The organism is Pseudomonas sp. DL (genome assembly GCF_047199225.1).
GTDB lineage: Bacteria > Pseudomonadota > Gammaproteobacteria > Pseudomonadales > Pseudomonadaceae > Pseudomonas > Pseudomonas aeruginosa.
Genome location: NZ_CP178323.1, coordinates 4,459,181 through 4,479,152 on the forward strand (window position 1 = coordinate 4,459,181; position 19,972 = coordinate 4,479,152).

20 protein-coding genes and 1 tRNA gene are annotated in these 19,972 nt (G+C 66.7%); 2 read left to right on the top strand and 19 right to left on the bottom strand.

The genetic code is table 11. The annotated features are described in order from the left end of the window. Window positions 1-32: 32 nt before the first annotated feature. Window positions 33-509: a hypothetical protein gene (locus tag ACI766_RS20700; RefSeq protein ID WP_003112531.1), complete on the top strand. Its 477-nt coding sequence runs from the start codon at window positions 33-35 to the stop codon at window positions 507-509. A gap of 2 nt (window positions 510-511) precedes the next feature. Here the strand turns inward: ACI766_RS20700 and ACI766_RS20705 are convergent, their stop codons facing one another. From ACI766_RS20705 to ACI766_RS20765, 13 genes are all read right to left on the bottom strand, one after another. Then, window positions 512-787: a zinc ribbon domain-containing protein gene (locus ACI766_RS20705; protein ID WP_010792073.1), complete on the bottom strand. Its 276-nt coding sequence runs from the start codon at window positions 785-787 to the stop codon at window positions 512-514. Window positions 788-885: 98 nt separating this feature from the next. Further along, window positions 886-2,136, bottom strand: coding sequence for an OprD family porin (locus ACI766_RS20710; RefSeq protein ID WP_003120635.1), 1,251 nt, complete (start codon window positions 2,134-2,136; stop codon window positions 886-888). Between the two features lie 78 nt (window positions 2,137-2,214). Continuing rightward, window positions 2,215-3,201 carry an NADH:ubiquinone reductase gene (locus ACI766_RS20715; RefSeq protein WP_023087686.1) on the bottom strand — a complete coding sequence of 329 codons (987 nt, stop codon included), beginning with the start codon at window positions 3,199-3,201 and terminating at the stop codon, window positions 2,215-2,217. 15 nt (window positions 3,202-3,216) lie between these two features. Next, window positions 3,217-4,134 (bottom strand): SDR family NAD(P)-dependent oxidoreductase, encoded by a 918-nt coding sequence (locus ACI766_RS20720; RefSeq protein ID WP_003123194.1) that lies wholly within the window; start codon window positions 4,132-4,134, stop codon window positions 3,217-3,219. Between the two features lie 40 nt (window positions 4,135-4,174). Next, on the bottom strand, window positions 4,175-5,320 hold the full coding sequence (locus ACI766_RS20725; protein WP_003158194.1) for an acyl-CoA dehydrogenase family protein: 1,146 nt from the start codon (window positions 5,318-5,320) through the stop codon (window positions 4,175-4,177). Window position 5,321: 1 nt separating this feature from the next. Further along, window positions 5,322-6,083: an enoyl-CoA hydratase/isomerase family protein gene (locus ACI766_RS20730; protein WP_003086299.1), complete on the bottom strand. Its 762-nt coding sequence runs from the start codon at window positions 6,081-6,083 to the stop codon at window positions 5,322-5,324. Beyond that, entirely contained in the window at window positions 6,083-7,147 is a 1,065-nt protein-coding gene (locus tag ACI766_RS20735; protein ID WP_003158193.1) for an acyl-CoA dehydrogenase family protein, read from the bottom strand. The genes ACI766_RS20730 and ACI766_RS20735 overlap by 1 nt, the downstream gene beginning before the upstream one ends. A 140-nt stretch (window positions 7,148-7,287) precedes the next feature. Further along, entirely contained in the window at window positions 7,288-7,695 is a 408-nt protein-coding gene (locus tag ACI766_RS20740; RefSeq protein ID WP_003158192.1) for a PaaI family thioesterase, read from the bottom strand. Window positions 7,696-7,718: 23 nt separating this feature from the next. After that, window positions 7,719-9,074: an MFS transporter gene (locus ACI766_RS20745; protein ID WP_003158190.1), complete on the bottom strand. Its 1,356-nt coding sequence runs from the start codon at window positions 9,072-9,074 to the stop codon at window positions 7,719-7,721. Between the two features lie 81 nt (window positions 9,075-9,155). Beyond that, window positions 9,156-10,022: a MaoC/PaaZ C-terminal domain-containing protein gene (locus ACI766_RS20750; protein WP_023084536.1), complete on the bottom strand. Its 867-nt coding sequence runs from the start codon at window positions 10,020-10,022 to the stop codon at window positions 9,156-9,158. Next, on the bottom strand, window positions 10,006-12,153 hold the full coding sequence (locus ACI766_RS20755; protein ID WP_023087689.1) for an acetate--CoA ligase family protein: 2,148 nt from the start codon (window positions 12,151-12,153) through the stop codon (window positions 10,006-10,008). Before ACI766_RS20755 ends, ACI766_RS20750 begins: the two co-directional genes overlap by 17 nt. 109 nt (window positions 12,154-12,262) lie before the next feature. Beyond that, entirely contained in the window at window positions 12,263-13,414 is a 1,152-nt protein-coding gene (locus tag ACI766_RS20760; protein WP_003448986.1) for a thiolase, read from the bottom strand. After that, window positions 13,411-13,797: a Zn-ribbon domain-containing OB-fold protein gene (locus ACI766_RS20765; protein ID WP_003086280.1), complete on the bottom strand. Its 387-nt coding sequence runs from the start codon at window positions 13,795-13,797 to the stop codon at window positions 13,411-13,413. The genes ACI766_RS20760 and ACI766_RS20765 overlap by 4 nt, the downstream gene beginning before the upstream one ends. Before the next feature lie 157 nt (window positions 13,798-13,954). Here ACI766_RS20765 and ACI766_RS20770 point away from each other — a divergent pair, with 157 nt between their 5' ends. Then, window positions 13,955-14,755: an IclR family transcriptional regulator gene (locus ACI766_RS20770; RefSeq protein WP_003120643.1), complete on the top strand. Its 801-nt coding sequence runs from the start codon at window positions 13,955-13,957 to the stop codon at window positions 14,753-14,755. 39 nt (window positions 14,756-14,794) lie between these two features. On the opposite strand, the gene wapB is transcribed toward ACI766_RS20770, so the two are convergent. The 6 genes from wapB to dapA all read right to left on the bottom strand — a co-directional run bounded on the left by wapB (window position 14,795) and on the right by dapA (window position 19,843). After that, window positions 14,795-15,787: a 1,2-glucosyltransferase WapB gene (gene wapB / locus ACI766_RS20775; protein ID WP_073647917.1), complete on the bottom strand. Its 993-nt coding sequence runs from the start codon at window positions 15,785-15,787 to the stop codon at window positions 14,795-14,797. A 350-nt stretch (window positions 15,788-16,137) separates the two neighbouring features. After that, window positions 16,138-16,227, bottom strand: a tRNA-Ser gene (locus ACI766_RS20780). 93 nt (window positions 16,228-16,320) lie between these two features. After that, a complete protein-coding gene (purC, locus tag ACI766_RS20785; RefSeq protein WP_003108622.1) occupies window positions 16,321-17,031 on the bottom strand; it encodes a phosphoribosylaminoimidazolesuccinocarboxamide synthase in 711 nt (236 codons plus the stop codon). 28 nt (window positions 17,032-17,059) lie between these two features. Continuing rightward, window positions 17,060-17,818 (bottom strand): MBL fold metallo-hydrolase, encoded by a 759-nt coding sequence (locus ACI766_RS20790; RefSeq protein WP_003120645.1) that lies wholly within the window; start codon window positions 17,816-17,818, stop codon window positions 17,060-17,062. Next, window positions 17,757-18,947, bottom strand: a complete 1,191-nt coding sequence (gene bamC, locus ACI766_RS20795) for an outer membrane protein assembly factor BamC (protein ID WP_003086271.1) — start codon at window positions 18,945-18,947, stop codon at window positions 17,757-17,759. The genes ACI766_RS20790 and bamC overlap by 62 nt, the downstream gene beginning before the upstream one ends. A 17-nt stretch (window positions 18,948-18,964) precedes the next feature. Further along, entirely contained in the window at window positions 18,965-19,843 is an 879-nt protein-coding gene (gene dapA, locus ACI766_RS20800; RefSeq protein ID WP_003086270.1) for a 4-hydroxy-tetrahydrodipicolinate synthase, read from the bottom strand. Window positions 19,844-19,972: the final 129 nt, after the last annotated feature.

The following is a 19,972-nucleotide window of genomic DNA, read 5'->3' on the forward strand; positions in this document are numbered from 1 at the left end:
CGCCTTCGCCGGCCAGCCCCCGCCTACCCGACATGGACAAGAAAAAGCTGTTGCGCCTGATCACGGAAAAGCTCGCCGCGGACCTGGAAGTCGCCGTCCGCGCCGCGCAGACCGCCCATGAGACGGCAACCCACGAAGAGAACGTCGCCGAGAACAAGTACGACACCCTCGGCCTGGAAGCGGCCTACCTGGCCGCCGGGCAGTCGCGCCGGGTCGAGGAGATCCGCCAGGCGCTGGGCCTGTACCGCAACCTGGTGCTGCGCGATTTCGACGAGGAACAGGGCATCCAGCTCACCGCGCTGGTCACCCTGCTGAACGCCGACGGCAGCCGGCGAACAGTGTTCCTCGGCCCCGAGGCGGCCGGGCTGAAGATCGATTGCGAAGGTCGCGAGGTGTTGGTCATCACGCCTCGCTCGCCACTGGGCCAGAGCCTGATCGGCAGGCACCCGGGCGACGAGACCGGGGCGAAGGACTCCCCCCTTGCGGTGGAAATCCTCGCCGTCGACTGAGGCTACTGCTGCGGCGCACCGCAGGCGCCGCAGAACTTCGCGCCCGCCGCGAGATCGGCGCTGCAGGCGATACAGCGCAGCGGCGCCAGGGCGCCGCCGCAGCCCTGGCAGAATCGTGCCGTCGCCGCATTCGCGGTGCGGCAGGCGCGACAGGCCATTCCCGCCGCGACTGGCGCCGGCGGATAGCCGCCCTGACCGCGGTGATGACCGCCGCCGTGATGACCACCGCCCTGTCCATGATGACGCCCACCCATCAACAACCGTTCGAAGAACCCCATGGCACAACCCTCTCGTCTGGATCTGACGGCTTCCAGTGAAAAGGCTGTAGCCACTACAGGGTCAATGGCGCGGAAACATCGGGAAACTCAAGTCCGCTTCACCACAGCGGCAACGCGTAGCTGACGATCAGCCGGGTCTCGTCGATGTCGTTGCCGAAATCGCTGCGGAAGGTGCCGTTGCGCAACTTGATCCCCAGGTTCTTCAGCGGCCCCGATTGCACCAGGTAGGCGATATCGGTGTCCCGCTCCCATTCCTTGCCGCGCCCACCGCCGTCCAGAAGGTCGATGTGTTCGCCACGCAGGTAGCGGCTCATGAATGTCAGGCCGGGCAGGCCGATGGCGGCGAAGTCGTAGTCGTAGCGCAACTGCCAGGAGCGCTCGTCCTTGTTGGCGAAATCGCCGATCTGCACGAAGTTGACCAGATACGGATCGGTCCCGGCCAGGTAGGCGAAGCCGCTGTCGCCGGACATGCGCTGGTAGCCGAGGCCGAAGGCGTGGCCACCCAGGCGATAGGTGAACAGCGCATTCAGCGCGCGATTGTCGACGCGGCTGCCGCCCTCGTCGGTGGAACGCGCCCAGCGGATGTCGGACTTCAGCGACTGGTCATCGGTGAGCGGCAAGAGGTGCTGCACGCCGAGATAATGCTGGCGGTAGAAATCCTCCAGGTTGGCGTAGTGGTAGCTGCTGCTCAGTCGCTCGCTCCAGCGGTAGGTACCGCCGGCGAAGTCGAAGCGGTCGCTGCCGGGGTGCCGGCCCGCCAGTACGTTGCGCTTGTTGCCGCGGGTGATGCCGAGGTCTTCGGCGTTGGTCGAGTCGCGCTGCTTGACCTGGCGCAACTGGCCAAACTGCAGCGCCAGCCCGTCGATCTCGTTCACTTCCAGCAGTCCACCCTGGAAGGTTTGCGGGTGCAGGCGCGTGTCGTTGAACTGCACCACCGGCAGCCTGGGCATCAGGCTGCCGATCTTCAGCGTACTGTGCGAGACCCGTAGCTTGGCGGTCAGGCCCAGGCTGGAATAGTCGTGGGCGGCGCGCCGGTCGCTCGTCGAATACGGCAACAGACCACTACCGGATCGCTCTGGCGAGGAGTCCAGCCTGACGCCCAGCAGGCCCAGCGCATCGACGCCCAGGCCGAAGAGCCCCTCGGTGTAGCCGGACTCGTAGCGCAACAGGAAACCCTGCGCCCACTCCTCCGAATAGGACTGGCTGGCGCCGGGCTGGCGATAGTCGCGATTGAAATAGAAATTGCGCAGTTCGAGGCCGGCCTTGCCGTCGGCGAAAAACTCCGCCTGGGCGAACGACGGCAGCAACGCCAGCCCCGCGGCCAGCATCGGAACGGGAAGAATTTTCATTGTTGTTGTCTCTTCGTCGTCAGTGGATAGACACGGCGCCGCGACCACTCCCTGCCGCGACCGCCGTGGCGGAGCGGATCAGACCCCGGCGAGCATGCCCTCCAGGCGTTGACGCACCAGTTGGCGCGCCTGCTCGACGATGTCCCTGAGCAACTCGGCGCAGGCCGGTTCGTCGTCGATCAGGCCCTGGACCATGCCGGCCGACCAGATCCCCAGGTCGGCATCGCCCTGCTGGTACACCTGGCGACCGCGCTGGCCGCTGACCAGCGCGGCGATATCGGCGTAGCCGCCGCCGCCGCGTGCCTCGATCGCCAGTACTTCCTGGCTGATCGCGTTGCGCGCCACCCGCGCGGTATTGCGCAGGGAACGCATGATCAGGTCGGTGGAACGCTCGTCGGCCGCACGGATCGCCGCCTTCACCGCAGGGTGTATCGGACATTCGCGAGTGGCCAGGAAGCGCGTGCCCATGTTGATCGCGTCGGCGCCCAGCGCCAGCGCCGCGACCAGGCCACGTCCATCGGCGAAACCGCCGGAGGCGATGATCGGCACGCGTAGCCGGTTGGCCGCGGCCGGCAGCAACACCAGGCCGGGGATGTCGTCCTCGCCCGGGTGGCCGGCACACTCGAAGCCGTCGATGGAGACGGCGTCCACGCCCAGTCGCTCGGCCTTGAGCGCATGGCGCACGGCGGTGCACTTGTGGATCACCTTGACGCCGTGTCGACGGAATTCGGCGATGTGCTCGCCGGGGTCGTTGCCGGCGGTTTCGACGACGCGGATTCCCGTCTCGATGATGGCTGCGCGATATTCGGCATAGGGCACCGGCTTCTGCGTCGGCAGCAAGGTCAGGTTGACCCCGAACGGCCGATCGGTCAGCTCGCGGCAGCGGGCAATCTCCGCAGCCAGTGCCTCCGGGCTCGGCTGGGTCAACGCCGACAGCGTCGCCAGGCCACCGGCGTTGGCCACCGCCGCAGCCATCTCGGCACGGCCGACCCACTGCATGCCGCCCTGCATGATCGGGTGTTCGACGCCGAAGGTCTCGGTGAAACGGGTCCTGAACACGCCCATGGATTGCCTCCTCGGTCAGATCGGGTCCCAGGAGAACACGTCCGGGCTGCGCGCCAGGTCCATGAAGCTGCCGCGCAACGCCGGCATGCCGTGCTCGGCGATGCTCTGCGGGGTCCAGCCGTGCTCGCTATGCACACTGCGCAGCGGCCGGCTCTGGCTCATCAGGAAGAGTTCGTGGTGACGCGCGGCGAACACCTGGCCGGTGACCTCGCGGGCGGCGTCGGACGCCAGGTAGACGGCCAGCGGCGCGTTCTTCTCGGGGGTCATGCGCTGCAGCTTGTCGACGCGGGCCTTCTGCTCCGGGGTTGCGGCCGGGATCGAGTCGGTCATCCGGCTCCAGGCGAACGGCGCGATGCAATTCGAACGCACGTTGTAGCGCTGCATGTCGAGGGCGATGGATTTGCTCAAGGCGACGATGCCCAGCTTGGCCGCGGAATAATTGGCCTGGCCGAAGTTGCCGATCAGCCCGGAAGTGCTGGTCATGTGTACGAAGGCGCCGGCCTGCTGGGTACGGAAGCGTTCGGCGGCGGCCCGGCTGACGAAGAAGCTGCCGTTGAGATGGACATTGATCACCGACAGCCAGTCGTCGGCGCTCATCTTGTGGAAGATCGCATCGCGCAGGATGCCAGCGTTGTTCACCACGATATCCAGACGCCCGAAACCGTCCATGGCGCATTCGACGATACGCCGCGCGCTGTCCCAGTCGGCGACGCTGTCGGTGTTGATCAGACCTTCGCCGCCTCGCTGGCGGATCAGGCCAAGGGTCTCTTCGGCCGGCGAGGCCGACCCGCCCTCGCCCTGTAGCGATACGCCGATATCGTTGATCACCACCCGTGCCCCGGAATCGGCCAGGGCCAGGGCGATCTCGCGGCCGATGCCGCCGCCCGCGCCGGTAACGATCGCGACCTTGCCTTCATTGAGTCTGCTGCTCATGGGTAATCCTCTTCGTCCCGTGGATGTCGTTCGGTTGCGCTCAGCCCGGCAGGCCGAGGACGCTCTTGGCCAGGATGTTGCGCTGGATTTCGTTGCTGCCGCCGTAGATGGTGGTCGGCCGCGACTGGATGAAGATCCCCGCCGGATGCAGCTCGGGGTCTTCGGCGAAGGGCTGCAGCAGGGCCGAGTCCTCCCCGGCGACCTCCAGGCCCAGCTCGCTGATGCGCTGGAACAGTTCGGACTGGAAGATCTTCAGCATGGATACCTCCGGGCCGAGGCTCTCCCCACGCCGCAGGCGTTCGGCGAAACGCTCGTAGAGCGCCTTGTGGCTGTCCAGGTCCATGCTCAGCGCGGCGAAGCGGCGCACGAACAGAGGGTCGTGCCACAGTCCCAGGTGCCGGGCCAGGCGCTCCAGGCGCTGGAGAGCGAAGGTGGACTGCTTGGGCGAACCGAGGAAGATCCGCTCGAAACCGAGCAGCGCCTTGGCCATGCTCCAACCCTGGTTGATTCCGCCGACCAGGCTGTCGTAGGGCACCCGCACGTCGTTGAAAAACACTTCGCAGAACTCGCCGTGCAGCTCCAGGTTGAGGATCGGCCGCACCTCGATGCCCGGGCTGTCCATCGGCACCAGCAGGAAGCTGATGCCGTGCTGCGCCTTGGCGCTGCGCTCGGTGCGGACCAGCAGGAAGATCCAGTTGGCCTCAGAGCCCATGGTGGTCCAGGTCTTCTGTCCGTTGATCACCCACTCGCCGTTTTCCAGGCGCGCCTCGGTGCGCAGGCTGGCCAGGTCGGAGCCGGCGTTGGGCTCGCTGTAGCCCTGGCACCAGATGTCTTCGCCGCTGAGAATGCGCGGCAGGAAGCGCGCCCGTTGCGCCTCGTCGCCATAGCGGATCAACAATGGGCCGAGCATGGTCACGCCGCTGTCGGGCAGGCGCGCGCAGCCGTACTCCTCCATTTCCTCCATCATGATCAGTTGCTTGCCGGCGCTCAGCCCCATGCCGCCGTACTCCCTGGGCCAGCCGGGACACAGCCAGCCCTGGCGCGACAACAGCAGGTACCACTCGCGGGTTTCCTCGCGCCCCAGGCGACGGGGCGGATTGCGGATGCGCTGCGGATAGTTGGCGGCGATCCACTCACGGACCATCAGGCGAAAGGCGTTGTCGTCGAGACTGTCGTAGTCGGTCATCTCAGTTTCCTCTGAATACGGGGGGACGCTTGGCGAGAAAGGCCGCCTTGCCCTCGGCGTGGTCGGCGCTGAGAAACAACTGGCTCTGCAACTCGCCCTCCCGCTCCAGCAATAGGTCAAGGCCCTCGGCGAGCAACGCCTTGGTCATCGCCAGGGGCAACGGCGCCTGCTGCTCCACCCGCCCGGCCAGCTCCAGCGCCATCGCCAAGGCGCCGCCAGCGGCGCAGAGGCGGTCGGCCAGGCCGATGCGCAGTGCCTCCTCGGCCTCTACCACCTGGCCGAACATCAGGATCTGCCGTGCCCGCCCCCAACCGATGCGCGCCGGCAAGGTATGCAACTGGCCGAGGTCGGCGAGCAGCCCGACCTTGCCGAAGCCGGCGGCGAAGCGGGCGCCGGCGCCGCAAACGATGCTGTCGCAGGCCAGCGCCACGGACAGCCCGGCCCCCACCGCCCAGCCCTCGACCGCGGCGATCAGCGGCTTGCCCATGCGCACCATCTGCCGCACCAGCCGCGCGTTGTCCTGCATTCGCGCCCTGCCGGCGGCCAACTCGGTCACCCGCATGTCGCCCAGGTCGCCGCCGGCGCAGAACACCTCTTCGCCACCGGTCAGCAGCACGCTGCGGATCGATGGGTCGCATTCGGCCGCCTCCAGGGCCCGCAGCAATTCCATGCGCAGCGCCGGCGACAGTGCGTTGCGCCGGGCCGGGTTGTCGAAGCGCAACAGGCGCACCGTGCCGCGCGTTTCCTGCAACAAACCGCTCATCAGGCCACCTCCCGCTGTAGCAGCGCGGCGTAGCGCGCCTTGTGGAACGCCAGCGAGCCGTGGGCATTGAGCAGTACCATGGCGCGGCGCAGGAACAGGCCGATGTCCGCCTCGTCGGTGTAGCCGATGCCGCCGTGCAACTGGATGGCCTGGCGGGTCACCAGCAGAGCCGCTTCCGAGGCCCGTACCCGTGCGCTGGAAACCTGCCGCTGGCGCTCGCTTTCCGACGCCCCGGCATCGATCGCGGCGGCGGCCTGCTCGACCATGGCGCGCGACAGTTCGATCTGGATCCTCAGGTCGACCATGCGGTGCTGCAGCGCCTGGAAACTACCGATCTCGCGGCCGAACTGGCGACGTACCTTGAGGTACTCCAGGGTTCGCTCGAAGGCGCCATCCATCAGTCCGACCAGATAGGCCGCGCAGGCCAGCGCTGCCTCGTCCAGAACCTGTTCCGTTACCTCGCCGGACAACCACCGTGCCGGCGCATCGCGGAAACGCAGGCGCGCCAGGTGAGCGCCATCCTGGGTCGCCTCGCAGAGCAGTTCCACGCCATCGGCATCGCGCTCGACCAGCGCCAGGCCCTGCTCGCAGGCCACCAGCCAGGCATCGGCGGCACCAGCCAGATGTACGTGAGCGACTTCGCCGTGCAACCGCCCTTGCTGCATACGAGGGCGTCGCCGCCCATCGCGGTAGGCGATGCCCGCCGGCAGGACCAGCCGCTCAGCGGCCAGCAACGCAACGCGCTCGTCTTCCGGCAGCAGCGGCGCCACCAGCCCGGCCTCGATCAGCGGCTCGGGCAGCAGGCCGCGCCCCAGCGCCTCCAGCAACGCCGCGTATTCGCTCATGCCCAGGCCGCTGCCGCCCAACGCTTCATCCAGGCGCAGCGCCGGCCAGCCCATGGCGCAGACCTCGCGCCAGGCCTGGCGGTCCACCCCGCTACCGGTGAAACGACCGCGGCGCACGCGGGTCAGGTCGCCGTCGCGTGGCACCAGCGAAGCCGCGCTGTCGCGGATCATCCGCAGACGCTGCTCGCGCTCGCCGGCCCACTCGTCTTGCTCACTCATCTGTTCGCCCTCCTGTCGATACGCCGTCCGCCCGTCCGTCATCTGCACGGGAGGCGCCGGCTTGTCCGCGCGGAGCGACCGCGCAGGCCGTGGTCCGGACGCGCGACGGATGGCTCCGCTGCCGCGCCGCCGGAACTCCGCTACGGCTTAGCCGCGCGGTACCTGAAGCTGCCCGAGGCCATGGCGATGACCTCGCCGTCCTCGTTGCAGATTTCCGCCGTGCAGAAGCAGATCGTGCGGGTCCGTCGCACCACCCTGCCAACCGCACGAAGCTCGCCGCGGGCGCTACCCATGAAGTGGGTAGCCATGTCGATGGTCACCATCGAGCAGTCCGGCAGGCAGGCACGGATCGCCTGGGCCATGGCGGCGTCCAGCACCGACATCAACACCCCGCCGTGGAACTGTTGCAGGTAGTTCATCAGTTCCGGGCGATGCCCCAGGCGCACCCGCGCCACCCCGTCGGCATCGGTCCAGCGCTCGAGGCCGATGAACTCCTGGAAGCTGGCGGGCCGCTGCTCCGCCGCTGGCTGTCGTGGAAAAGAACTCATGGATGTGCACTCCTTCCGCAGGATCAGGCCTTGGCCGCGCGCCGCTCGGCGGTATCCCCGGCACTGCCCGGCGCTTGCCGTCGGGAAGCGCTCTCGGCATCGCGGGACTCGCGGTTCGGGTCGTAGAGCCGGTCCGCAATGAACAGCGCCGGGATCAACCCGGTGAGCACGTAGGTGATGCCCATCACCAGGAAACCCGCGCCGATCGACACGTGGGTGGCCAGCAGGCCGATGCCGGCGGGCGCCACCGCCGCGCCGATACGACCCAGGTTGTAGGCGGTGCCCACCGCCGAGCCGCGGACGCGGGTGGAGAAGCTCTCGGTCATGTAGGTGGCCAGCACCCCGACCGGAACGCCATAGATGAAGCCGAAGGTGATGAGGATCCAGAGGATGTTGGAAGGCGAGTGGTAGAACACGATCAACGGCATGAAGGCGGCGCTGCCGATGGCCCCGGCGGCGAAGGTCAGGCGCCGGCCGAAGAGATCGGCGCAGACGCCGGCGGCGACCTTGCCGAGGATCATCGCACTGTAGGTGCCGACCATGTAGCCGGTCATCGACTTGAAGTTCATCCCCAACTCGCTCTCCAGGTAGGACGGCATCCAGTTGTTGGTGCCGTAGTAGCCGAACAGCAGGAAGCAGGAGGTGAGGCTCCAGAGCAGGAACATGCCGCGCGTTTCCGGATCGCCCAGCATCCGTCCCAGCGGGCCGGCGCCGCCAGCCTCGGCGTGGCTCTGCGGAGCCGCGCCGGGACGCTGGCGCCCGGCCTGGGCCGCGAGCCAGGACGGCGACTCCGGCACCCAGGGCCGCAGGGCCAGGCAGACCAGCGCCGGCGCCACGGCGGTGAAGAACAAGGCGCGCCAGCCGAACTCGGGGATGATCTGCCCCGCCAGCAGGGTCGCCACCAGGTAGCCCACGGTCCAGCCGGCCTGCATGGCGGCGAGGATGGTGGTGCGGTACCTGGTTCCGACGCACTCGGACATCAGGATGTTGCAGGCGACGAACAGCGAGCCGAGGCCGAGCGAGGCGACGAAGCGGATCAGCGCGAACTGCCAGTAGTTCTGGGTCAGCCCCAGCAACGCGGTACCGATGGAGAACAGCACGATGGTCCAGGTCACCACTCGCACCCGGCCGAAGCGGTCGCAGCACCAGCCGCCATAGATACCACCGACGGCCATGCCGGCGAGAGTCAGGCTGCCGAGGGAGCCGGCTTCGAAGTTGCTCAGGCCGAATTCGGCCTTCAGGCTGTTGAGGCTGTAGGCCAGGAACATCAGGTCGACGCCGTCGGCGAGCAGGCCGAGGAAGCAGAAGACGAAGGCGATCAGCATGGTGCGCCGGGAAATGGCCGGCGCCGGGTTCGGGGAAAGCGCGGTTGCATTCATTATTCTTGTTCTCGCAAGCAGGATTTCGGTTGATCTTCACGGCAGCCCGACGGTCGTTCCCTCGCGCCGCCGCCCTTCGCTTCAGTCCGGCCGCTCTGGCGGCGGACCTACCCGGCCGTTGTCCAGCACCACCACATCGCGCTCGACGACGCGAGTGCGGAACGAGCCGTCGCTCCACATCTCGGTACGCAAGGTCTCGCCGGGAAACACCGGAGCCGAGAAACGCACCTGCAGATGTCCCAGTTGCTCCGCGCGGTAGTCGGCGAGCCCGCGCAACACCGCGTGGAATGCCACGCCGAGGGTGCACAGGCCATGCAGGATCGGCCGCGGGAAGCCGGCCCGCAGCGCTGCCGCGGGCTCCGCGTGGAGCGGGTTGTCGTCGCCGTTGAGGCGGTAGTACAGGGCCTGCTCCGGACGGGTCGGCAGGTCGAGTCGCAGGTCGGGTGTCCGTTCAGGCAAGCGATGCGGCGTTTCCGGCACCTGCCGGGAACCACCGAAGCCGCCGTCGCCGCGAAGGAAGGTGGTGCTGCGGGCGACAGCCAGCACCTCGCCGCTGAGCGCGTCGCTGAGCACCTTCTCGCTGTAGAGCAGCGCGCCCTTGTCGGCGCCCTTGTCTACCAGACCGGTGACCCGGGTCCGGCCGATCACCTCGCCTTCCGCCGGCAACGGCCGCCGCCACTCCAGGCGCTGCTCGCCGTGAACCAGGCGCAGCGCGTCCACGCCAGTCGCCGGATTGCCCAGCCAGAAGCCCGGATGACCGAGCACCAGGGCCATGCACGGCAATGCCTGGAGATCGCGGCACGGATCGACGTAGGCCAGTTGGCGCTCGTCCAGCGGGTCGCCGCCCAGACCGAGGCTCAATGCGTAGAAGGCGCTGTCGCGCCGGCTGTAGCGCTGGCGTACTTCGGGGATCGGGTAGTTCAGGAGCACCTCAGGATCGAGCGCCATCGGCCACCTCCTCGACTTCCAACACCGCATCCACCGCCCAGGCGCCCTGGCCCTCCGGCAAGGCGATGACCGGGTTGAGGTCCACCGAGCGCAAGCGCTCTCCCGCCTCCCAGGCGAACCGCGAGAGATTCGACAGCAGCCGTGCCAGCGCCGCGACGTCGGCCCGCGGCCGGCCACGCGCGCCGAACAGGAGCGGCGCGCCTCTGATGCTACGGATCATCGCCTCGGCTTCGTCGACCTCGAACGGGCAGCGGCGGAACACCACGTCCTGCAGCACTTCGACGAAGATCCCGCCCAGGCCGAACAGCGCCACCGGGCCGAACAGCGGATCGCGCTGGATCCCCATGAAGCACTCCACCCCGCCCTGCAGTTGGCGCGCCACCAGGACGCCATTGAGACGCGCCTGCGGCGCCTTCTCGGCGGCCCGGCGCAGGAGCAGTTGGAAACCGGCGCGTACCGCGTCCGCATCGCTTACGCCAAGCAGCACGCCGCCGATTTCCGACTTGTGCTGGATGTCCGCCGAGGCGAGCTTCAGCACCACCGGGTATCCGATGCCCTCGGCGAAGGCAACCGCCTCTTCGGCACTGCCCAGCACCGCCTCGGCGGCGGACTCGATACCGGCGCGCGCCAGCAGGCGCTTGGCCTCGGCTTCGCCGGGCGTGGAGGCGGGCAACTGTAGCCCGCCGGCAGGCCGGCGCAGGCGCAACGGCCGGGCGAAGGCTTCGCCGAACCGCCCCATGGCCTGGATCGCCACTACCGCCCGGGTGGGGTCTTCGAACAGTGCGAAGCCGGCCTCCTCGTAGGGTGCCAGCTCCTCCCCCTCGCCCATCACCGAGACCACGAACAGACGCTCGGGATGAGCCTCCTTGATCCGCCGGAACTGCTCGGCCAGACGCGCGCCGATGGAGGCGGCGGTGCCGGCCTGGGTGAAGAAGGCGAGCAGCGAACGGTAGCCACCGTCGACCACCATCGACTCGGTAAAGTCGCGCACCAGCGTCAGGTCGTTCAGGGCCTGCGCGGTGCAGTCCACCGGGTTGATCGGCGAAGCGAAGGACAGCCGTGCCTTCAGCCGCTCCTGGGCCATGTCCGGCATCGGCGGCATCGGCAGGCCGACTTCCTCGGCGACATCGCTGACGATGATCCCGGCGCCGCCGCTGACGGTGATCATGCCGAGGCTGTTGCCCACCGGATAGATACGCCGGGTGGCGAGGTAGGCGATGTCCATCAGTTCCTCGGTGGTCCTGGCGCGGATCACCGCATAGTCGCCCAGCACGGCGTCCAGCACCTTGTCGTCGCCGGCCAGCGAAGCGGTGTGGGACAGCGCCGCGCGGCTACCCAGGGCGCTGCGCCCGACCTTGTGCAGGATCACCGGCTTGCCGGCGCGATGCGCGGCCTCCAGGGCGGCGAGGAAGCTGTCGACGTTGCGGATGGATTCGGCGTAGGCCATCACCACGTCGATCTCCGGCGACTCCACCAGCCAGCCGATGCTGTCGCCCAGGGTGACGTCGGCCTCGTTACCGGTGGCCACGCAGATAGGGGTTCCCAGGCGGCGCTCGCGCGCCATGCCGAGCAGGTGCGCGCCGTATGCGCCGGACTGGGTGGCGATGCCTACCCGGCCGGGCAGCGGTACGCCACGTTCCAGGCTGGTGGAGAAGAACGCGTAGTAACCGAGGTTACTGTTGAACGCGCCCAGCGCATTCGGACCGAGCAGACGCATACCGTACTCGCGGGCAGCGGCTACCACCGCATCCTGCATCGCCGCGCCGGCCTCGCCGACCTCGCTGAATCCGGAAGAGAACACGATGGCACTGCGCGCCCCCTGGCGGCCCAGTGCCCGGACGGTCTCCAGCACCTGAGGCGCAGGCACCGCGACAATGGCCGCGTCCGGTGCCTGCGGCAGCTCCGCGACGCTGGCGAAGGCCGGTAGCCCCTGGATTTCAGCACGGTTCGGATTGACCGGGAGGATTTGCCCGGCATAGCCATGGCGCAGCATGTAGGCGATGGGTCGGCCACCGATGCGGGTCGGGTCGCTGGAAGCGCCGATCACCGCGACCGAGCGTGGTTCGATCAATGGAGTAAGACTGGCGAAACGGGGAGCGTCGATGAGCTGTTGCGAGTGGTTCGCTGACATGGGTTCACCTGATCCGTTTGTCTGTGGCCGGCACGACAACCTTCTCGCGGGCGAGCGCGCCCGCGGGACGCCGCCACGGCAGCGCCCGGAAGGCCTGTCGGCCAGGGGTCTAGAGCGTGTCGCCGGTACCGAGCAACGCGGTTACCTGGCTGGACAGCGTGCCGCCGTTGCCGTGCAGCAACGCCACGTCGGCCTTGGCCAACTGCCGCTCGCCGCCCTGGCGGCGGAGCTGGGTCACCGCCTCGATGATCAGGAACATCCCGTACATCCCCGGATGCACGCAGGACAGCCCGCCACCGTTGGTGTTCACCGCCAACTCGCCGCCGGGCGCGATGCGTCCGCCCTGGACGAATGGGCCGCCCTCGCCCTTGGCGCAGAATCCCAGGTCCTCGAGGAACAGCAGGGTGTTGATGGTAAAGGCGTCGTAGAGCATCACCAGGTCGATGTCGGCGTGCCGCACACCGGCCATCTGCATGGCTCGCGGAGCGCTTTCCGAGGCCGCCGTCACGGTGAGGTCGGGCATCGACACGATCGAGCGATGCCACTGCGCTCCGGCCGCGCCAAGGAAGTACACCGGCGCATTGGGCAAGTCGCGGGCGCGCTCGGCGCGCACTACCACGCAGGCGCCGCCGCCGTCGGTGACCAGGCAGCAGTCGGCGGCGCTCAGCGGGTCGCTGACCATCCGCGCGGCAAGGACGTCATCGACGCTCAACGGTCCGCGGGCGAACGCCTCGGGATTCAGGTTGGCCCATTGCCGGGCAGAGACCGCCACCTCGGCGAGCTGCTCGCGTGTGGTGCCGTACTGGTGCATGTGCCGGCTGGCCGCCAGGGCATAGGCGGTGATCGGGTGGCGCGGCTTGTAGGGCGTCTCGTGCCATTGTGGCTCGCTCATCGATACCAGGCGGCCGCCGGCGGTTCGCTGGTTGGAGCCGTAGCAGATCAGCGCAGCGTCGCAGAGACCGGCCTCCAGTGCCAAAGTGGCCTGCAGCAGGTGCAGCTCGAAACTGGAGCCGCCGATATTGGTGCCATCCACGAATTTCGGGCGGATGCCGAGGTATTCGGCGACCGACAAGGTGGGAAAGGCATGGGAGCTGGTGGCTGCGAAGATCGCGTCGATGTCGGAAAGCTTCAGGCCGGCATCGGCAATGGCCCTGAGCGACGCCTGGCCGAGCAGTTCGATGGCGCTGTAGCCCGGCGCCTCGCCGACGCCGGCGCTACCGATGCCGACGATGGCGGTCTTGCCACGGATGGCTGCGCTCATGGTCGTCCCTCCTGGTGGGGAACGAACACCACGACATTGGCACCATCCTGCTCGACGATGCGCGCCTGCACACGGGTGCCGATCGGCAGGCTCTGGTGCCCGTCGATCCGCGACATCATGCGCACGCCCTCGTCCAGGTCGACCAGCGCGACATTGTGATTGCCGCCGCGGGAGCGATTGACAGTGATCGCGTAGAGCGTACCCAGGCCGCTGGCGGGAACCCACTCGAGATCAGTCTCGCCGCTACCCGGCACCAACTGGCGCGGGTAGAACACATGGCGACCGCTGGAACGGCTGCGCTGCAACATGAAACGGCCCTGGGCGAGAAACGCAAGGTACTGCGCCTCAGGTCCCGGAGTACTGCCATCGGGAAGATCTGCCACGAGGTTTCTCCTTTGTTCTTGTCGACCTTTGCTGCAAAGTGCATCGCGCTGGACGCCGAACCGGATACTGCTTCCGCCCCCGGTTGTACGTTCCGGAAGGCCAGAATATATTCACTATCGTGAATGTCAATCACAATACTGAATGAAAAGAGGAAAAATGACCAAGGACGCCACAACCAAAGGCACCAGCAGCAAAGATGTCGGCGCGGTAGTGAACGCCATTCAGATACTTCGCCACCTGGCCCACGCCGACGGACCGCAAGGCGTGGCCGCCATCGCTCGCGCCACCGGTATCAGCCCGAGCAGCGCCTTCAATATCCTGCGCACCCTGAGCAACGAACGACTGACCTCCTTCGACGATGCGGGCAAGACCTACCAACTGGGCCTTGGCCTGTCGGAACTGGCCGTAGGATTCGTCGGACGCAGCTATGCCGACCTGATCCAGCCAGAGCTGGAGCGACTAAGCCTTGCCCACCACATCCTCATCGCCCTGTGGCAAGTCACCGACGATGCGCACATCCGCGTCATCGCCCTTGCCGCGCCGCCCGTCGCCCACGTCAACGTCGCCGTCGGCACGCGCCTGCCGGAACTGGTCGGCGCCGCCGGGCGTTGCATTGCCGGCCTGCGCGAACTGCCGGAGGACGAACTGCGCCGCCGACTGACCCGCGTGCGCTGGGAAAATCCGCCGAGCTTCGAGCGCTACCAGGCCGAAGCGACCGAGGCCGTCGAGCGCGGCTGGGCTATCGACCAGGAACACCTTTACCGCGGCGTGAGCATGGTCGCCAGCGCCATCACCGACCGCGACGGACAACCGCGCTTCGCCATCTCCGCGATCGGCATCAGCGCCCAGCACCAGCCCGACGACCTGGAACGGATCGGCACCAGCCTGCGGGATACCGCGCGCTTCGTGAGCCGCGCGCTATTTCCCCAGGGCGAGGCACTGAAGGGGAAATCCTGAAATGATATTCAACCCACTGAAAGATTAGCCGGCCCGCCGTTATCGACCCGCGACGTCGGTACCACCTTTCAACCCGAGGACCGGCAGATAACGGAGGAAGCGCCAGAATCGCTTCAGCGTCACCCGGTCCCACGCCCGCAGCGGCACCGAGCGGAACAGCTGCCAGGCATATCGCCCATCCTGGACAACAGCCTTCTTCAGCGCCTTGTTCAGGATCAGTTGCCGGGCCCGGCGATAATTCGGGTGAGCCCGATAAGGCTCGATGGCTTGCATATCCGCCTCGTAATTGAGCTTGTACCTGCCGGACAGACCGCTTCCATGCCGACGATAACGCCCCATGTAGGCCGGTAGTCGATGAATTTCATAGCCCTGCGCCGCGATCCTGAGGGTGATCTGGAAATCCTGCACGCGAATCGACGGGTCGAAGAAATCCGCCCGCTTCATCGCGTCCATGCGGTAGAGCGCCGTAAGCGGCATGACCACCAGGGTCTCGGCCAATGCTGCATCGAACCCCCAACGCTCCACACAACCCTCGCTGAAACCGTCTCGCGCCACTTCGTTACCGGCACTGTCGATACAGATATTGAAACCGCCCACGCACCCGACCTCGGGGTGCGCAAGCAAGTAGTCGACGCGCGTGTCGAGCACTCCAGGCAGGACAATGTCGTCGAGGTCGGGAGTCATCACGAACTCCCCCCGCGCATGACGCAAACCGTGATTGAGCGCATCGCTCACCCCTCGGTTAGCCTGGCGGTAGAGCTGGAAACCGTGACGCTCGCGGAGCATGGCGAGACGCTCATAGGTGTCGTCCGTGGATCCGTCATCCACCACGATCAACTCGAGATTGGGATAGCCCTGCGCGTAGATGCTGGCAATCGCCTCGTCCAGATACTTCGAGATATTGAAACAGGCGCAAACGACGGAAACGAGCGGTCGCATTTCTTCCTCCCCAGCCCCGGCTCCGGGACTCGGCACAAACCGATAACCTGGCTGTCCGCTGGAAGGAAACCGTGCCATGCAGCTCGGCCACACATCCGCGGCGCCTTCAAGCGCCGGGATACTAAGAAGAACCGCCCCGACCATCGAAACCGGCAGGTCGCCCGACCCGGCGCTCGAAGGACAGAAAATCGGAAGCAATGGAGAAATGCGCGCTCAGCGCACCCACGAAACCCAGACAGAGCGGGACGACCACCCAGAGGAGAAGGAAGGACAGAACGAAGGAAGGGCCCGCAGCATTCCTAGGAGAACTGCACGACCTGGCCAATACCCGAAACCATGGCACGGCTTTCTCGCCCGCCCCGCAGAGGGGACGCCCGAACGCTCGCCAGAAAAGACAAAGCCCCTGGAACGCCAGGCATTCCAGGGGCTTTGCTCATATGTAATGGCGGAGAGATAGGGATTTGAACCCTAGGAGCCATTGCTGACTCAACGGATTTCGAATCCGTCCCGTTCGACCACTCCGGCATCTCTCCGTGCGGCGCGCATGATACCAGCTTGTACGAAGAACGCGAAGCTTTCTTGAAGATTTTTTCGCGTTCTTTCAGATGGTTGCGCGCATTTAGAGGTTAAAGCGGCACGCCCAGGCGCTTGGCTACCTCTTCGTAGGCTTCGATCACATCGCCGAGGCCCTGGCGGAAGCGGTCCTTGTCCATCTTCTTGCGGGTTTCCTTGTCCCACAGACGACAGCCGTCCGGGCTGAACTCGTCGCCGAGGACGATCTGGCCATGGAACAGGCCGAACTCCAGCTTGAAGTCCACCAGCAGCAGGCCGGCGTCGTCGAACAGCTTGTTCAGCACTTCATTGACCTTGAAGGAATAGGTCTTCATCTGCGCCAGTTGCTCGGGAGTGGCCCAGCCGAAGGCCTGGACGTGGGATTCATTGATGAACGGATCGCCCAGGGCGTCGTTCTTCAGGAACAACTCGAAGGTGGGAGGAGTCAGGGCGATGCCCTCTTCCACGCCGAGGCGACGCACCAGGCTGCCGGCGGCGAAATTGCGCACCACGCACTCGACCGGGATCATGTCGAGCTTCTTCACCAGGCACTCGGTATCCGACAGCAGCTTGTCGAACTGGGTCGGAATGCCGGCAGCTTCCAGCTTCTGCATGATGAAGGCGTTGAACTTGTTGTTCACCGCGCCCTTGCGATCGAGCTGTTCGATGCGCTTGCCGTCGAAGGCGGAGGTGTCGTTGCGGAACAGCAGGATGAGACGATCGGCATCGTCGGTCTGGTAAACCGACTTGGCTTTGCCGCGGTAGAGTTCTTCGCGTTTTTCCATGATGGGCTCCGCTTACGGGTAATAGGGCCTAGGCGATCTCGCGCCAATCCAGGCCTGAATGCTGATCGGCCACCTGCAGCCAGTCCGGATCGCACCCGAGGGTGTCGACGAAGGTTTGCCGGGCCAGCTGCGGCGAGTTGTTCTTTTCGCTGAGATGGGCCAGCACCAGGTGCTGCATGCGGCCCCAATCCAGCTGCTTCACCAGTTCTGCGGACTGATGGTTGTTCAAGTGCCCTCGCGAACCGCCTACGCGGGCCTTGAGAAAATAGGGATACGGGCCACCGGCAAGCATCGTGCTGTCGTGGTTGGCCTCGACCACCAGAGCATCCACCGCACGATAGCACTCCAGCACCTCGGCCGTGGCCATTCCCAGATCGGTGAGCATGCCGAAGCGCCGCTGCCCATCGGACAGCACGAACTGGGTAGGCTCGCGGGCGTCGTGCGAGACGCCAACCACCTGCACTTCCAGCCCGCGGATCGCCAGGCGCTGGCCGGCCCTCAACAGCTCGGCGGGGTGCACCGGGCGGCGCATGCCGCTCAGGGTACCCGCACTGAGATAGACCGGGATTTGGTAATGCCGCGCCAGCAGTTCGACGCCATGGATGTGATCGGCGTGTTCGTGCGTGACCAGGATCGCGTCCAGCTGCGCGGGGCTCAGCCCCAGGCGCGCCAGACGCTTGATGATTTCACGCAGCGGGAAGCCGCAATCGATCAGTATCCGGGTGTCAGAACTGCTCACCAAGGCCGAATTGCCCCGGCTTCCGCTGCCCAGAACCGCGAACCGCATTGCGCATGCTCTCCTGGAGTTTTTCCAGTACGTTTTGCGCGACATCGGCCGGCGCAGAGGTGTTGATGTCCTTGTCGACGGTGACCTGCACGGCGTCGCTGACGGTGGTCAGGCGGACCTGGTAGCGCTGCGCCTTGGCGTCTTCCTCTTCCTTGGTCTTCTCGCCGCCGCCGAACAGGCGACTGAAGAACCCGGGCTTGTCTTCGTCGGGCTTCTTCGCCCCTTCGGCGATGTTCACGTAGTACACGCCAAGGCTGCGGTTGAGGTCGTCGACGCGGATATCGGCGTTATCCAGGGCACGCCCGACACTGACCCAGGAGCGGTCGAAGTCGGATTGCAAGGTCAGCACCGGGTTGCCGCTGCCGTCCTTGCTCAACTCGAAGGTGCCGGGCGTGTCGTAGATCGAGTTGGCTGCCAGCAGGGAGACCGAGCCGCCCTGCTCGGCGCTGCGCGCCATGCTCGCGACCATCTCGTCGAGCAGCGCCGCGTCGAGGCTCGGCGCCACCGACTTGCTCGGCCAGCTCGGGCTGCTGGTGTCACCGGCGGCGCGGGTCTGGCTGAGCACGTAGACCTCGCTGGTATTGCTTTGCACGCCGGGCTCGATACGCACCCGAACCCGTGCCTGGCCGTCCGGCTCGACACCGCTCACGCGGCTGCTAAGGCGGCGTGCCAGCGGCGCGGAAAGCTGCGACAGCGATTGCCAGTCGGAACTGAACTCGCCGGTCTGCGGGCGCTCGTCGGCGATGCGGAAACCGTTCTCCTCGAAGAACTGCCGGGCCACCGGCCAGACTTCCGCCGGCGGACGCTGGGCCACGACCCAGCGGCTATCACCGCTGCGCTGCAGGCTGTAGTCGCTGATGTCGCCGGCGTTGGCCAGCGGCTGCGGACGCGGAACCTCGTACTCACCCTCTTTTTCGTGGGTGGTGGCGACGTTCAGCGGAATCGGCAGCAGCGGATCGAGCGGCTTGCTGTGCACCCCTTCGGGCAATTGCATGGGAGGCGTTTCGCGGGCGCCGAGGTAGTCGTCACCGCGGTCGCGGAAATAGCCCTCCGGCCCCCACAGCCAGCCGCAGCCGGAAGTGTTGCCGATAACCAGGGCGAGGGCGGTCAGTCCAGCCAGTCGCTTCATTGCGTGGAGCTCCTTGATCAAGCCAATACGCCGGTCTGGCGCATGGCCTGACGCAGCGGCTCGTGGCAACGCGGGCTGAGCCAGGTCAGGGGCAGGCGGATGCCCTCGGGGATCAGACCCATCTCATGCAGGGCCCACTTCACCGGAATGGGGTTGGATTCGATGAACAGCGCCTTGTGCAGCGGCATCAGGCGATCGTTGATGGCGCGCGCGGCTGCGGCGTCGCCGCGCATGGCGGCGGCGCACAGGTCGCTCATGGCGCGCGGCGCGACGTTGGCGGTCACGGAGATGTTGCCCTTGCCACCCAGCAGCATCAGCTCGACGGCCGTGGCGTCGTCGCCGGAATAGACGAGGAAGTCCTTGCCGACGCGCTCGATGACTTCCTTGGCGCGTTGCAGGTCGCCGGTGGCCTCCTTGATGCCGATGATGTTCGGCACCTTGGACAGGCGCTCGACGGTCTCCGGAAGCATGTCGCAGGAGGTGCGGCCCGGTACGTTGTAGAGGATCTGCGGGATCGCAACGGCTTCGGCGATATGGCGGAAGTGCTGGTACATGCCTTCCTGGGTCGGCTTGTTGTAGTACGGCGTCACCAGCAGGCAGGCGTCGGCGCCGCCGCTTTTCGCGGCCTCGGTCAGCGCCACCGCCTCGCGGGTGGAGTTGGCGCCGGTGCCGGCGATCACCGGGATGCGGCCCTTGACCTGGTCGACCACGCGACGGATCACCTGGATGTGCTCTTCCACGTCCAGCGTGGCCGATTCACCGGTGGTGCCGACGGCGACGATGGCGTTGGTGCCTTCCTGCAAGTGGAAGTCCACCAGCTTGGCGAGGCTGTCCCAGTCCAGTCGACCCTGAGCATCGAAGGGGGTGACCAGTGCCACCATACTGCCCGCAATCATGCAACCGCTCCTGCCGCGAAATTAAAGCGGTAATGGTACTGTCGGCGGCAGGCCTTGCACAAGACGAGCGCCACCTCGTCGGAAGCCGCTGACAGGCGGCAGACGTTTCCCTCGGCGGCGCTTTTCGCT